A 14,994-nucleotide genomic window follows, 5' to 3' on the forward strand; every position below is an offset into this window, starting at 1 on the left:
CGCCTCGACCGGGTGGTCGAGGCGGCCCCGTCACGTGGTCACCTGCGGTTGGGCGTCACTTGCCGCCGACGGAGACCGTGGAGAAGCGCTCGGCGGTCAGCGGGCTGGCGACCAGGCCCTCGACGTCCTCGTTGACGACGATGGCCGGCGGGGAGTGCGAGATCGGCAGACCGGGGACGTACTCGTCGTGGATCTTCTTGTTGAGGTCCTCGTACATCGAGGTCCGCTCACCCTCGTCCACCGTCGAGTCGGCGGCCTTGAGCTCCTTGCTCAGGTCGGCACCGAAGTCCGTCGCCGAGGTGTGGAAGTCGTTGGACTTGAGGTTGCCGAAGAAGGTGCCGATGAAGTTGTCCGCGGTGTTGTAGTCACCGGTCCACCCGAGCAGCCACGCGTCGAACTGGCCGTTGTCGACGCCGTCGAGGTAGCCGCCGTTCCACGGCTTGGTGACGACCTTGACCTTCACGCCCACGGCCTCGAAGTCCTTGCGGATGGCCTCGTGGATCTTCTGCGGGTTGGGCATGTACGGGCGGGTGACCTCGCTCGGGTAGGCGAAGGTCAGCTCGAGGTTCTCCTCGCCGGCCTCCTTGAGCAGCTTCTTGGCGCCCTCGGGGTCGTACTCGGTGACCGCGACGTCCTTGTTGTAGCCCTCGACGGTGTCGGGGATGAACTGGGACGCGGCGGACGCGCCCTCGGGCAGCTGCGACTTCACGAGCTGCTCGCGGTTCACGGCCATGTCGAGCGCCTGGCGGACCTTGAGGTCCTTCAGCGCCGGGTTCTTCTCCGGGTTGAAGGCGACGTAGAGGATGTTGAAGGGGTCGCGGATCTCGACCTTGTTGCCGTCGTCCTCGAGGCCCTTCCAGTCCACCGGGTTGGGCAGGTCGTAGCCGTTGATGCTGTCGGCCTCGAGCTCCTGCCGGCGGGTGCTCTCGTTGGGGATGATGTTGAAGACGACCTTGGCGTTCTTCGCCTTCTCGCCCCAGTAGTCGTCGTTGCGCTCGAGGGTGACGGTCTTGTTCGCCTCGTCGTACGTGCCGAAGGTGTACGGGCCGGTGCCGACGGGGTTCTTCGAGTTCGCCGGGTAGGCGAACCCCTCGCCCTGCTTCTTGACGTCGTTGGCCTTGCCCTCCTCCAGCGCCTTCGGCGACTGCATGGCGAAGGCGGACAGCGAGAGCATCGCGGGGAACTTCGAGGTCGCGCGGGCGATCTTCAGCTCGACGGTCTGCGCGTCCTTGGCGGAGCAGCTGCGGTAGAGGGCGTCCTTGCCGAAGCCCTCCATCGTGTAGGCCCAGTACTCGGCCGGGCCGGCCTGGGCGGTCGCGTTCTGGTCGGCCATGCGCTCGAAGTTGGCGCAGACGGCCTCGGCGTCGAAGGTCTCCCCGTCGGTGAACTTCACGCCGTCGCGCAGGGTGAAGGTCCAGGTCGTGCCGTCCGCGGACGGCTCCCACTCGGTGGCGAGGCCGGGCCCGATCTCGGAGCCGCCCTCCTTGACCTCGACGAGGCCCTCGAAGATCTGGCGGGTCACGCGGAAGGTCTCGCCGTCGCTGGCGTAGAAGGGGTCGAAGACCTCGGGCGCGCCGGCGGCGCCGAAGGTGAAGGTGCCGTCCGTGCTGCCGCCGCCGCCACCGCCGTCGCCCGACTCGTCGCGGTCGCTCTGCGCGCACGCGCTCAGGGTGAGTGCGGTGGCGGCGAGAGCGGCCAGCGGGGCTGCTTTCCTCATCGACATGGTGTTCCTCGCTCCGTGTCCGGCCCGGGCAGGGTTCCCGGGGGTTGGCCCGGGCACGGGGACGCGGCCCACGACACACCGGGTAGAGCGGAACCTAACCCCATCCTGCGGCCGATGTGGGTCTGCGCCCTCACCTTTACCGGAGTGAGACCACGGGGGCGCAGATCGTGCGGTGACAGCGGGAAAACCCTCGGCGCCACCGACGAAGGGAAGGTCACCCCCCTTCCATTTGGGGCATGGGGAGGTCGGCTGAGAGAATCGCGGACATGCCCATGACTTCCCGCAGCGACATCCGCAATGTCGCCATCGTCGCCCACGTCGACCACGGCAAGACCACCCTCGTCGACAAGATGCTCTGGCAGGGGGGTGCCTTCGGCGAGCACGACCACGTCGACGAGCGGGCGATGGACAGCGGTGACCTCGAGCGTGAGAAGGGCATCACCATCCTCGCCAAGAACACGGCGATCCACTACAACGGCCCCTCCGCGGCCGCCCACGACGCCCCCGACGGCGTCACGATCAACATCATCGACACCCCCGGTCACGCCGACTTCGGCGGCGAGGTCGAGCGCGGCCTGTCGATGGTCGACGGGGTCGTCCTGCTCGTCGACGCCTCCGAGGGCCCGCTGCCCCAGACCCGCTTCGTCCTGCGCAAGGCGCTCGCGGCGAAGATGCCCGTCATCCTCGCGATCAACAAGGTCGACCGTCCCGACAGCCGCATCGCCGAGGTCGTCGACGAGGCCTACGAGCTCTTCATGGACCTCGACGCCGACGAGGAGCAGATCGACTTCCCGATCGTCTACACCTCCGGCAAGAACGGCGCCGCGAGCCTCAACCGTCCCGAGGACGGCACCCTGCCGGACAACGACGACCTCGAGCCGCTCTTCAAGACGATCATGGAGACGATCCCGGCGCCCTCCTACGACGACGACGCGCCGCTCCAGGCGCACGTCACCAACCTCGACTCGAGCAACTTCCTGGGTCGGCTCGCCCTCCTGCGCGTCCACAACGGTGAGCTGCGCAAGGGCCAGCAGGTCACGTGGTGCCGCCACGACGGCACGACCGAGAAGGTCAAGATCACCGAGCTGCTCATCACCGAGGGCCTCGAGCGCAAGCCGCTCGACCAGGGGTCCGCGCGCCCCGGCGACATCATCGCCATCGCCGGCATCCCGGAGATCATGATCGGCGACACGATCGCCGACGCCGACAACCCGATCCCGCTGCCGGTCATCACCGTCGACGAGCCCGCCATCTCGCTGACCCTCGGCACCAACACCTCGCCGCTCGTCGGCCGCGGACCGACCAAGGGCACCAAGGTCACCGCCCGCATGGTCAAGGACCGCCTCGACAAGGAGCTCGTCGGCAATGTCTCGCTCCGCGTGCTGCCGACCGAGCGCCCGGACGCCTGGGAGGTCCAGGGCCGTGGTGAGCTCGCGCTGGCCATCCTCGTCGAGCAGATGCGTCGCGAGGGCTTCGAGCTGACCGTCGGCAAGCCGCAGGTCGTCACCAAGGAGGTCGACGGCAAGGTCCACGAGCCCGTCGAGCGCCTGACGATCGACACGCCGGAGGAGTACCTCGGCGCCATCACCCAGGTCCTCGCCGCACGCAAGGGCCGCATGGAGCAGATGACCAACCACGGCACCGGCTGGATCCGCATGGAATTCCTCGTGCCCTCGCGCGGTCTCATCGGCTTCCGCACCGAGTTCCTCACCGAGACCCGCGGCGCGGGCATCGCCCACCACATCTTCGAGGGCTATGAGCCGTGGTTCGGCGCCATCACCACGCGCGTTTCCGGCTCGCTCGTCGCCGACCGCTCCGGGCCGGTCACCGCGTACGCGATGGTCAACCTGCAGGAGCGCGGCTCGCTCTTCACCGAGCCGGGCACGGAGGTGTACGAGGGGATGATCGTCGGTGAGAACTCCCGCGCCGACGACATGGACGTCAACATCACCAAGGAGAAGAAGCTGACGAACGTGCGCGCGTCGTCGGCCGACAACTTCGAGAAGGTCGTCCCCGCCCGCAAGCTCAGCCTCGAGCAGTCGCTCGAGTTCTGCCGCGAGGACGAGTGCGTCGAGGTCACCCCGGACGCGATCCGCATCCGCAAGGTCGAGCTCGCCGCCAACCTGCGCGCACGCGCGGCCTCCAAGGCCCGCAACTCCTGAGAGGAGCGCCGATGAGGCGCAGCAGAGGACTCACCGCCGTCGCGGTCGCACTCACCCTCGTGGTGGGTGCGACCGCGTGCACGGACGACGAAGGGGGTGCCCCCCGGGCCAGCACCACGTCCACCGAGGGCAGGGTGAGCGGCGCGAAGGACCAGCTGACCGTCGTCGCCGCCGGGCCGGTGGACGCCTGGGACCCGCAGCGCATCACCTCGCGCCAGGCCGCGGGTTTCGCCTCGCGCACCTGGATGCGCACGCTCACCGCCTACGAGCCCGCGACCGACCTCGCCGGGCAGCGCACGCTCACGGGCGACCTCGCCCGCAGCACCGGCCTGCCCAACAAGGACGCGTCGGCGTGGACCTTCACCCTGCGCAAGGGCGTGACCTGGCAGGACGGCTCACCCATCACCTGCCAGGACGTCCGGTACGGGGTCGCCCGCTCCTTCGACGCCAAGATCTCCTCCAGCGGCTACGCACTGAACTACCTCGACATCCCCAAGAAGCCGGACGGCACGTCGACCTACCGCGGGCCGATCGCGGCGGGCGGGACCTCGGCGAGGTCCAAGGAGCTGATCCAGGACGCCGTGGAGTGCAAGGACGCGCGCACGGTCGTCTTCCACCTCGCCGAGCCGGTCGGCAACTTCGACGAGGTCGTCTCGCTGCCCGAGTTCGCGCCGTACAAGCGCTCGCGCGAGGGCAAGGGCGGCTACGACGCCTTCTCCTCGGGCCCCTACGAGCTCGAGGACGGCTGGACCCCGAGCTCCGGCGGCACGTGGGTGCGCAACCGCGAGTGGGACGGCGCGAGCGACCCCCTGCGTCGTGTCGGACCGGCAACGATCCTGCACAAGGAGGGCGTCGAGCCCAAGGACGCGCTCGAGACGATCGTCGAGGGCGACGACGGCGGGCGCACGCTCATGCTCGACCCGCTCCCGAGCGCCCTCACCCCGGCCCTCGACGAGGCCGGCGAGACGGCCCAGTCGGTCGACGTCGACGGCCAGCTCGTCGACTACCTCGCGGTGAGCGCCACGAGCACGTCGCTGAAGAAGCAGGCCGTCCGCCGGGCCCTCGCCACCGCGACCGACCGGGAGGCCTACACGCAGGAGCGCGGAGCCGCGACCGGTACGCCGACGTGGTCACTGCTCGGCGCGGCGCTGCCGTCCGCCCACGAGACCGTGCTCGATCGCGGGCCCGCCGGCGACGCCGCCGAGGCCCGCCGGATGCTCAGGAAGGCCAAGGTCAAGGTGCCCGTCAGGATCAGCGTCGCCCACCGCGGCGGCGACCTCGACGCCGCCATGAAGCGCCTCGAGGGTCAGTGGGAGGACGCCGGCTTCGACGTCACCCTCAAGGCCCTCGACGACGACTACTTCACGCAGATCGGTCAGCGCAAGGTCGCGCAGGAGCATGACGTCATCTGGGCCAACTGGGGTCCCGACTTCCCGTCCGCGGGCACCGTGCTGCCGCCGCTCTTCGACGACCGGATCAACCTGTCCAGGACCTCGGTCGGTCGCGACTACGGCGCCTTCGCCGACAAGGACGTCAACCGGGCCATGGACAAGGCTGCCCGCACCCGCGACCCCGCGGACCGCGCCGACGCGTGGGCGAAGATCGACACCGGGCTCCTCGAGGACGGGGCGTACATCCCCCTTCGCCAGAGCCGTCTGACGTACGCGGCCGGCTCTGAGGTCACCGCGCTCATCGGCAACCCCGTGTACGGAGGTGTCCCCGAGATCGGGGTCATCGGGGTCTCCGAGTGACCGCCGCCGAGCCCGTCGTGGTGACCGGGCGGCCGGCGCGGCTGCTCTTCGTCCACGCGCACCCCGACGACGAGTCCCTCGCGACCGGCGTCGCCATCGCCCACCACCTCGCCGTCGGCGACGACGTCCACGTGCTCACCTGCACGCTCGGCGAGCAGGGCGAGATCATCCCGCCGGAGCTGGCCCACCTGGATGCCGACCACGAGGACACGCTCGGCGAGTTCCGCAGGGACGAGCTGCGTGGGGCCATGACGGCGATCGGCGCCGGCAGCACCGTCCTCGGGGAGGACCAGGAGGCCGGTCGCCTCTCCCGCTGGCGCGACTCCGGCATGGCCGGGACCCCGAGCGCCGACGACCCGCGCGCCTGGGTCCGCTCCGACGACGCGGAGGCCCTCGCGGCCGTCGGCGAGGTCATCGCCCGGGTCGCCCCGGACGTCGTCGTCACCTACGACGCGCACGGCGGCTACGCGCATCCGGACCACATCCGCACCCACGAGGTGACCCGACGGGCCGTCGCCACGATGGACGCGGGGGAGCGACCGGCCCTCTTCGGGACCTTCACCCCGCGCTCGTGGGCGCAGGAGGACCGTCGCCTCCTCGCCGACCTCCTCGTCGGGGTCCCGCAGCTCGCCGACCTCGGGTGGACGCAGCCGACGGGGGACTTCCCCCCTTCGGTCGTCGACGACGCGGTCGTGACCCACGCGGTGGTCGACGCGGACGCCGTCGCCGGGCAGGTCGCCGCCCTGCGGCACCACCGCACGCAGGTGACGCTCGGCCCCGCGCGCACCTACGCGCTGTCCAACGACATCGCCGCGCTGCTGCCCGGGCGCGAGGGCTACGCCCGCCTCGACCTGCGCACCGGCGAACCGGTGCCCGCGGACCCCGACGCGCGCCCGGGGCTGGTGGTCCGCCGATGAGCGGGCTGGCACCGACGGGCCTGCGGCACGCGATGGCGCACTTCGCGACCGGGGTGACCGTCGTGACGACCGTGCAGGACGGTCACGACCACGCGATGACGGCCAACTCCGTCACCTCCGTCTCGCTCGAGCCGCCGCTCGTGCTCGTCTGCGTCCAGAAGGACACCGGCTGGCACGAGGCCGTGACCGAGGCCGGGATCTGGGGCGTGTCGATCATGCCGCGCGACGGGCGACCGGCCGCGAGCTGGCTGAGCACCGGCGGGCGGCCGCTCCACGGCCAGCTGACCCGCATCTCGCACCACCGCGGCGAGCTCGGGGTCGCGCTCGTCGACGACGCACTCGCCACCCTGGAGTGCCGCACGAGCGGCCTGCACGACGCCGGGGACCACACGATCGTCGTGGGGGAGGTCGTCGCGAGCCGCGCCGACGCCCACCGGGATGACCCACTGATCTACTACCGCAGCCGCTACACGACCACGAGGTGACCACATGACGCAGGACGCGAACTGGACGGACGAGGACGTGCTCGACCGTCCCGGGCGGGGCCGTGGGCTGCTCGCCGGCGCCTTCGTGCTCGTCGTCATCGCCGCGCTGTACGCGGCGGCGGCGCTGTACCTCGGCGACAAGGTTCCGGCCGACACCCGCGTCGGCGGGGTCGCCATCGGCGGCCGGACCCCGAGCGAGGCGCAGCAGACCCTCGAGGCCGAGCTGGCCGACGAGGAGGCCGAGCCGGTCGTGGTCGACGTCGCGGGGACCGAGGTCGAGCTCGCGCCCGCGGACTCGGGCCTGTCCTACGACTACGAGGGGTCCGTCGCCGGGCTCACCGGGTTCAGCCTCAACCCTGCCGACCTGCTCGCCCACGTGCGCGGCGGCATCGAGCGTGAGGTCGAGGTCGAGGTCGACGAGGACGCGCTCTCCGCGGCCGTCGAGGACAAGACCAAGGCCCTGGACAAGAAGCCGGTCGAGGGCAGGGTGCGCCTCCAGGGCACGAAGATCGTCAAGACCGCTTCCAGGCCCGGTCTGACCGTCCGGCGCGAGGAGCTCGTGCAGGCGATCGCCGACGGCTGGCCGCGGACCCGCACCCACGAGGCGCCGACGAGCGCGCCGGCGCCTGAGCTCTCCCAGGACGAGATCGACCGGTTCGCCGAGGACGACCTCGCCCCGCTCGTCTCCGGCCCGGTGACCGTGCGCACGACCGACCCGCAGGGCAAGGGCGCCGACAAGGACATCTCCTTCGGCGTCCCGGCCGAGTCGCTCGCCGCCGCGGTCTCGATCAAGGACACCGACGGCACGCTCTCCGCGAGCGTGGACGAGAAGAAGGTCGCCGAGAGCACGCTCGCCGCCGGCTCGGCCTCCGGGCACTTCCGCGAGGCCGTCGACGCGGGAGTCGTGCACCGCGGCGGCTCGCAGTTCGCGGTCACCCCCTCGCGCACCGGCCTGGCCCTGCGCGAGGACGGCCTGGGTGCGAAGGTCGCCGGGGCGATGACGAAGTCCGGCGACCAGCGCGCGGTCACGGTCGACTCGCAGGAGTCCGAGCCCGAGCTCACGACCGCCGAGGCCAAGAAGACGCTCCCGAAGGAGCAGATCTCCACCTTCACCACGTACCTGCCCGACAACCCCGTGCGCACCAGCAACATCAAGATCGCCGCCCGCCGGCTCAACGGCGCCTACGTCGCACCCGGCGAGACCTTCTCGATGAATCAGCGGCTCGGTGAGCGCACGCCCGGCAGGGGCTACCAGAAGGCGGGCGTCATCAACGCCGGGCGGCTGACCAACGACTACGGCGGCGGCATCTCGCAGCTGTCCACGACGCTCTTCAACGCGGTCTTCTTCTCGGGCGCGCGGATCGAGGAGTTCCACCCGCACTCCTTCTACATCTCGCGCTACCCCGAGGGTCGCGAGGCGACGATCTCCTGGCCGGACGTCGACAACCGCTTCACCAACGACACGGGCGCGGGCATCCTCATCACGGCGCAGGTCAACGGGGACGAGGTGACGGTGACCTTCCACGGACGCAAGCCCTACGACGAGGTCACGGCCGACAAGAGCGCCCGTCGCAACATCACCCCACCGAAGAAGATCACCGACGACAGCAAGGGCTGCGTGCCCCAGTCGCCGGCGCCGGGGTTCACCGTCGACATCAAGCGCAGCTTCGTCGAGGGCGGCAGGACGGTCAAGACCTCGACCTTCACCACGACCTACATCCCGCAGGACGACGTGACCTGCACCAGGTCCTGACGCCCGCGGCTCGCCCGCGTCAGTCCCGCGCGTAGACGAGCACCGGGCCGTCGACGCTCACCGGGACCTGCTCGCCCGGCTCGGGGGCGCGTCGGCCGGGCACGCGCACGCTGACGAGCGTGCCGTCGGCCAGCGCGACCCGCACGAGAGCGTGGGCCCCGTGGTAGCCGATGTCCTGGACGGTGCCGTGCGGGCAGCGCGGGGAGTCGGTGAGCGTGAGGTCCTCGGGCCGCACGACGACGTCGACCTCGGGAGCAGCCGGGACCTCGCCCCGCGCGGTGACGACGCCGAGGGCGCACGTGACACCACCGGTGCCCGGGTGGCCCGGCAGGCGCATGACGTCGCCGAGGAAGCCGGCCTCACGGGCGTCGACGGGCGCCTCGTACACCTCCCGAGGTGTCCCGATCTGGCTGAACCGTCCGTCGCGCATGATCGCGACCCGGTCGGCGAAGGACAGCGCCTCCTGCTGGTCGTGCGTCACGAGGATCGTGGTCGCCGAGGTCTCGGCGAGCGCGGTGGCCACCGCCTCGCGCGTGCTGGCGCGCAGTGCCGTGTCGAGCGAGGAGAAGGGCTCGTCGAGCAGGACGACGGCCGGGGACAGGGCCAGGGCCCGGGCGAGCGCCACGCGCTGCTGCTGGCCACCGGAGAGCTGGTCGGGGCGACGGGTCGCGGTGCTCGCGGGCAGTCCGACGAGCTCGAGCAGCTCCTCGACGCGGTCGCCGCGTCGCCGGGCCGGTCGGTCCATGCCGAAGGTGATGTTGCCGGCGACGTCGAGGTGTGGGAAGAGCCCGCCGTCCTGGCGCACGTAGCCGATGCCGCGGCGCTCGGGCGGCACCGAGCGACCCTGGCCGTGGACGACCCGGTCGCCGATGCGCACGGTGCCCGCGTCCGGGGTGAGGAAGCCGGCGATGACGCGCAGCAGCGTCGTCTTGCCGCCGCCGGAGGCGCCGAGGACGGCGGTGGTCGTGCCGGTCGGCACGGTGAGGTCGACCCCGTGCAGGATCGGCTCGGAGCCGTACCCGACGGTGATGCCGGCGATGTCGACGGTGCTCATTCTTCGATCCCACTCTGTCGGAGCATCAGGATGGTCAGGGGGGCGGACAGCAGGATCATCATCGCTGCGAAGGGGGCCGCCCCGGCGTAGTCGAACTCGTCGCTCGCGGCCCAGAAGGCGGTGGCGAGGGTCGAGGTGCCGGTGGGTGACAGCAGCAGCGTCGCGGTGAGCTCGGTGGCGGTCGCGATGGCGACGAGCGCGGCGCCGGTGAGGACGGACGGCAGGATGAGTGGCAGCACGACGCGGCGGAAGGCCGCCGCGGGGCTGCAGCCGAGCGAGCGGGCGGCCTCGCCGAGCTCCGGCGGCGCGGCGGCCAGGCCCGCGCGCAGCGAGACCATCGCGCGCGGGATGAACAGGATCGTGTAGCCGAGGACGAGGAGCAGCGGGCTCTGGTAGATCCCCGGCACGTAGCTCACCGACACGGTGATCAGGGCCAGGGCGATGACGACGCCCGGGAGGGAGCTGGCGACGTAGGTGACCCGCTCGAGGACGAGTGTCCAGCCGGAGCGGCGGCGGCTCAGCAGCCACGCGCCGGGCAGGGCCATGACCGTCGTGAGCACCGCGGCGGCGAGCGCGAGGGAGATCGTCGAGCCGGTGGTGAGCAGGAGCGAGGGCCGGATGCCGAGGTCGTCGGCGGGTGCCGCGAGGTGGGCGAGCAGCCACCTGCCGACGAGAGTGACCGGCACGACGAGGGCGACCAGGACGAGCCCGGCGAGGACGACGCAGGCCAGCGGCGCCCAGCGTCCGAGGCGCACCTGGGTGCCGCGACGGTGCACCCCGCGCCCGACGCGCGAGGTGCGGGCGGAGCCGCGCACGAGGTGCTCGAGGGTGAGCACGGTGACGCACAGCAGGGCGAGGACGAGCGCGAGCAGGCTGCCCTGGTTGCTGCTGAAGCTCACCTGGTACTGGACGAGGATCGCGGTGGTGAAGGTCGGGTAGCGCATCATCTCGAGCACGCCGAACTCCGCGAGGAGGTGCAGCCCGACGAGGAGGCCGCCACCGCTGATGGCCGGGCGCAGCCGCGGCAGGACGGTGCGTCGCCAGGCGGCCAGCGGGCTCGCGCCGAGCGCGCGGGCGTCCTCCTCGGGCGCGGCGTCGAGGTCGCGCAGGATCGCGGCGACGGGCAGGTAGACGAAGGGGAAGTACGCGGCGGTCGTCACCAGGGCGGCCCCCGCGAGCCCGTCGAGCCCCGGGCGGAAGGAGACCCAGGCGTACGCGGCGACGAAGGCAGGCACGGCGAGCGGGGCGCCGAGCAGGACCCGCCACACCCCGGCGAAGGGGAGGTCGGTCCGCTCGACGAGCCATGCGGCCCCGACCCCGATGAGGATGCACGCGGGGACGGTGACCAGGACGAGCAGGAGGGTGTTGCTGAGCAGCTCGGCCGTGCGGGGCCGCAGCAGGTAGTCGATGGCGCCCGCGGGCGAGCTCCCGAGACCGTCGACGGCGACGACGGCGATCGGGAGCAGGGTGATGGCCGCGACGATGATCGCCGCGGCCATCATCGGGTGCCTAGAGGAGGCCGGCATCGGTCATCAGCTGGGTCACCTTTTCGGAGTCGAGGTCGAAGGGGTCGACGGCGGGTGCCTGGAGCGACTCAAGCGTGGGCAGGTCGGGGTCGGAGTCGGCGCCCTCGGCGACGGCGTACTCCTTGGACCCGCTCGTCTCGAGAACCTGCTGGCCCTCGTCCGAGAGAATGTAGTCGACGAACTGCTGCGCCTCGTCGGGGTGCTTGGCGCCCTTGAGCACGCCGGCCGCGGACAGGCTGACGAAGGCGCCCGGGTCCTCGTGCTTGAAGTAGTGCAGCTTGGTGTTGGCCGTGCCCTCCTTGGTCTCGGCCTGGTCGCGGTACCAGTAGTAGTGGTAGATGACGCCCATCGGGACCTCGCCGGCGTTGACCGCCTTCATCGTCGCGATGTTGTTCTCGTAGATCCGGGCATTGGTCTTCATGCCCTCGAGCCAGCTCTTCGTCTTGTCCTCGCCCTGGTCGGCGAGCATCCCCGCGACGATGGCCTGGAAGTCGGCGCCGGTGGCGCCCGCGCCCCACTGGTCCTTGTACCTCGGGTCCTGCAGGTCCATGAGGGAGGCCGGCAGGTCCTTCTCCGAGACCTTGTCCGGGTTGTAGACGAGGACCGTGGAGCGGGCGGCGACACTGGTCCAGTCGCCGCTCGAGGGGCGCCGGTTCTCCGGGACCTGCTCCAGGGTCTTGGCGTCGATCGGGGCGAGCAGCTTGCTGTCCTCCACGAGGGTCATCGCGGGGCTGTTCTCGGTGAGGAAGACGTCGGCGGGGGACTTCGCGCCCTCTCGCACGATCTGGTGGCCCATCGAGGAGTCCTTGCCGGGGCGGACCTGGGTCTTGATGCCGGTCTTCTGCGTGAAGCCGTCCGCCCACGCCTTGGTGAGGTTGTCGTGCTGGCTGGAGTAGATCTGCAGCGCGTCCGGGTCGGTCGCCGGGCCGTCCGCGCCGCCGCAGGCGGCGAGGGCGAGGACGGACGCGCCGAGGGCGCTCACCATGAGGGTGCGTCGGGTCATCATCGAGGGGTCTCCGATCGATCAGGCGGTCCCGGCCCGGGGGCCGGTCGGGGCGGGGGTGGGACGTCGGTGCCGGGTGGCCAGGTCGGCCAGGGCGAGGGTCGGGCGCTGCAGGAGCCACCACAGGGCGACTCCCAGCGCGAGGGAGGCGATGAGGGCGGCCCACGGGTCGTCGACGACCCGGAAGACCTGCCACTGGACCAGGTAGATGTGCAGCGACGCGGCGGCGACGAGCCCGAGGGGCAGCACGAGCGGTCGCGGCAGCGGGACGCGCGGGACGAGGGCGAGGACGACGATCGCGACGAGCACCGTGAGGCCGCGGCTGGGCTCGACGAAGAAGTCCCACATCCCGACCGCGGTGAGCGCCAGGGTCGCCAGCCGCTGGCGGTGGGTGCGGGCCGCGCCGAGGGCCATGCCGAGGGCGAAGAGCCACAGGACGGACCCGGGCAGGCCGCGCGTCGCGCCGGTCGACTCCGGGACGAGGATCCATCGGGGGACCAGGGCGATCGCCGCGAGGGCCATGCTCCACGCCCACGGGTGGCGCACGTGGAGGCGGCCGAGCCCGGGCACGGCGACGAGCGCGAGCGCGAGGACGGTGCAGGCGAGCAGGGCCTCGATGAACCACAGGTTGATCCGCGCACCCCACTCGACCTCGCCGACGAGCCAGTTGACGAGCAGCACGTTCTCCCAGCCGTAGCCGGAGGCGGTGGCCAGCCCGAAGAGCGCGACGGCCATCGACGGCACCGCGAAGGTGGCGATCGAGCGCAGCCCGCGGCGGCGCCGCTCGGCGGGTCGGGGGTCGTCGAGGGTGAACCGGGTGAGCGACCAGCCGGCGAGCGCGAGGAGCGTGTGCGCGCCGCCGGGGACGGCGACGATCCCGAGGTGGCTGGCGCAGATCGCGAGGGCGGCGACCGCGCGCAGCACGACCGGGGTCTCCGCCCAGCGCACGATGTCGCCGGGGGTGCGCGCCTGCGCCGCGAGAGCACGAAGGGGGACCCGGTGCCAGCCGTCGGGGAGGGGGCCGAGGACCCGCTCGAGCGCCACCGACGTCTGCACGAGGCTGTAGGAGTCGCCGCCGAGGTCGGCGAAGGAGCGGTCCGGGTCGACCTCGTCGCGCCGCAGGGCGCTCGCGACCACGGCCACGGTGGCGGCGAGGAGGTCACCCGTCGGCACGGCCTCGCCTCCCGTCGCCGCAAGCGCGCGCTCGCGGCAGGCGGCCCGGTCGGTCTTGCCGTTGGGGAGGCGGGGCAGGTCGCTCACTGTGTCGACGACGACGGCCCCGGGGGCCAGGCCGGCGGCCCGGACCGCGGTCTCGCGGACGGAGCGGACGAGGTCCGGGGTGCCCCCTTCGTCCGTGACCAGGGTGACGAGCAGGTGGCGGGCGTCGGCGGTGACGACCACCTCGTGGCCGGCGTCGGTGAGGGCGGCGGCGACCCGTCCGAGGTCGATGCGCAGCCCGAGGACCTTGGCGATCTCGTCGCGGCGGCCGACGACCCGCACGCGACCGCCGTCGAGCCGGCCGAGGTCGCCGGTGCGCAGCTCCGCGACCATGCGGCCGAGGGCGAGCTCGTCGGGGTGCTCGGCATAGCCGAGCATGACGCCGGGCCCGGTGAAGACGAGCTCGCCGACGTCCGGTCCGCCGCCCGGGACGTCGCGGTCGAGACGGAAGTCCGACCCGGCGATCGCCCGCCCGACGGCGTCCGGGTGCTCGAGGACCTCGGCGCCGCGCTGGATCGCCATGCGCGCGGTCGCCTCGGTCTGGCCGTACATGACCGCGAGCTCCCAGCCCTGCCGGCGGCCGAGCGTCGCGAGCTCGCGCACCCGCTCGGCGCCCAGCGCACCGCCGGCCTGGGTGACGAGACGCAGCCCGGGCGTCCCGGCGCGCAGGCGCGCGTCGACGAGGTCGAAGGTGTGCGGCACCCCCGCGAGGACGCTGACGCCGTGCTCGGCCTGCAGCCGCCAGAACTCGTCGTCCGTCACGGAGCGCTCGGTGACGACGAGGCTGCCGCCGGCGAGCAGCGTGCTGTGCAGGACCGACAGGCCGTAGCAGTAGTGCAGGGGGAGCGAGGTGATCGCGCGGTCGTCCGCCCGCAGGCCAAGGCCCTCGGCGATCGCGGCCGCGTTGCTCGTGAGGTTGTCGTGCGAGAGGCGCACGAGCTTGGGGCTGCCGGTGCTGCCGGACGTCGACAGCAGCAGCGCGAGGTCGGGGTGCAGCAGGTGCTGGGGCTCGGTCGAGAGGGCCTCGACGTACTCGCCGACGAGCCGCACGTCCGGGGCGAACCGCTCGGTCACCGACTCCCCGCCCGGCCCGGTGACGAGCGCGACGTGGCCGGCCGCGAGCACCGCCAGGTGGGCGACGACGCCCGGGACGTCGCGGGTCGGGTGGAGGTGGACGAGGCGCCGGCCGGTGGCGACGTCGGGCAGCCGGTCGGCGAGCGCCTGGACGCGCGCGGCGAGGTCGCCGTGCGTCAGCACCCGGTCGCCGTCGAGCAGCGCCGGACGGGTCGATCCGGGGTGGACGAAGGGAGCCGCCGACCGGCCCCGGACGCGCTCGGGAGCCGGGGCGGCCGTCTCGGTGAGCGTCGCTGTGAGGGTCATGTTGGTGTGCCTATCCTTAGTA

Annotated in this window: 10 protein-coding genes; 5 read left to right on the top strand and 5 right to left on the bottom strand. The window is 72.1% G+C overall.

The features are described 5' to 3' along the window. Window positions 1–55 precede the first annotated feature (55 nt). Window positions 56–1,723 carry an ABC transporter substrate-binding protein gene (locus V3C34_RS06295; RefSeq protein ID WP_346008327.1) on the bottom strand — a complete coding sequence of 556 codons (1,668 nt, stop codon included), beginning with the start codon at window positions 1,721–1,723 and terminating at the stop codon, window positions 56–58. A gap of 266 nt (window positions 1,724–1,989) precedes the next feature. On the opposite strand from V3C34_RS06295, the gene typA reads away from it, so the two are divergent. Genes typA through V3C34_RS06320 form a run of 5 tightly spaced genes read left to right on the top strand, consistent with a single transcriptional unit; the run spans window position 1,990 to window position 8,791 of the window. Continuing rightward, a complete protein-coding gene (gene typA / locus V3C34_RS06300) occupies window positions 1,990–3,885 on the top strand; it encodes a translational GTPase TypA (protein WP_068325797.1) in 1,896 nt (631 codons plus the stop codon). Window positions 3,886–3,896: 11 nt separating this feature from the next. After that, window positions 3,897–5,636 (top strand): ABC transporter substrate-binding protein, encoded by a 1,740-nt coding sequence (locus V3C34_RS06305; protein WP_338538595.1) that lies wholly within the window; start codon window positions 3,897–3,899, stop codon window positions 5,634–5,636. Beyond that, a complete protein-coding gene (mshB, locus tag V3C34_RS06310; protein WP_068325791.1) occupies window positions 5,633–6,553 on the top strand; it encodes an N-acetyl-1-D-myo-inositol-2-amino-2-deoxy-alpha-D-glucopyranoside deacetylase in 921 nt (306 codons plus the stop codon). Before V3C34_RS06305 ends, mshB begins: the two co-directional genes overlap by 4 nt. Next, window positions 6,550–7,038: a flavin reductase family protein gene (locus tag V3C34_RS06315; protein WP_346008328.1), complete on the top strand. Its 489-nt coding sequence runs from the start codon at window positions 6,550–6,552 to the stop codon at window positions 7,036–7,038. The genes mshB and V3C34_RS06315 overlap by 4 nt, the downstream gene beginning before the upstream one ends. A gap of 4 nt (window positions 7,039–7,042) precedes the next feature. Beyond that, window positions 7,043–8,791, top strand: a complete 1,749-nt coding sequence (locus tag V3C34_RS06320) for a VanW family protein (protein WP_346008329.1) — start codon at window positions 7,043–7,045, stop codon at window positions 8,789–8,791. Window positions 8,792–8,810: 19 nt separating this feature from the next. On the opposite strand, the gene V3C34_RS06325 is transcribed toward V3C34_RS06320, so the two are convergent. The 4 genes from V3C34_RS06325 to V3C34_RS06340 are packed head-to-tail and all read right to left on the bottom strand — an operon-like array spanning window position 8,811 to window position 14,972. Then, entirely contained in the window at window positions 8,811–9,845 is a 1,035-nt protein-coding gene (locus V3C34_RS06325) for an ABC transporter ATP-binding protein (protein WP_068325783.1), read from the bottom strand. Beyond that, complete coding sequence (locus V3C34_RS06330) at window positions 9,842–11,344, bottom strand: ABC transporter permease (protein ID WP_245634727.1); 1,503 nt, start codon at window positions 11,342–11,344, stop codon at window positions 9,842–9,844. Before V3C34_RS06330 ends, V3C34_RS06325 begins: the two co-directional genes overlap by 4 nt. 10 nt (window positions 11,345–11,354) lie before the next feature. Next, complete coding sequence (locus tag V3C34_RS06335) at window positions 11,355–12,374, bottom strand: iron ABC transporter substrate-binding protein (RefSeq protein WP_068423234.1); 1,020 nt, start codon at window positions 12,372–12,374, stop codon at window positions 11,355–11,357. 21 nt (window positions 12,375–12,395) lie between these two features. Further along, a complete protein-coding gene (locus V3C34_RS06340) occupies window positions 12,396–14,972 on the bottom strand; it encodes an AMP-binding protein (protein ID WP_346008330.1) in 2,577 nt (858 codons plus the stop codon). Between the last annotated feature and the right edge of the window lie 22 nt (window positions 14,973–14,994).

Origin of the sequence: Janibacter terrae (genome assembly GCF_039636765.1) — a bacterium.
Classification (GTDB): Bacteria; Actinomycetota; Actinomycetes; order Actinomycetales; family Dermatophilaceae; genus Janibacter; species Janibacter terrae.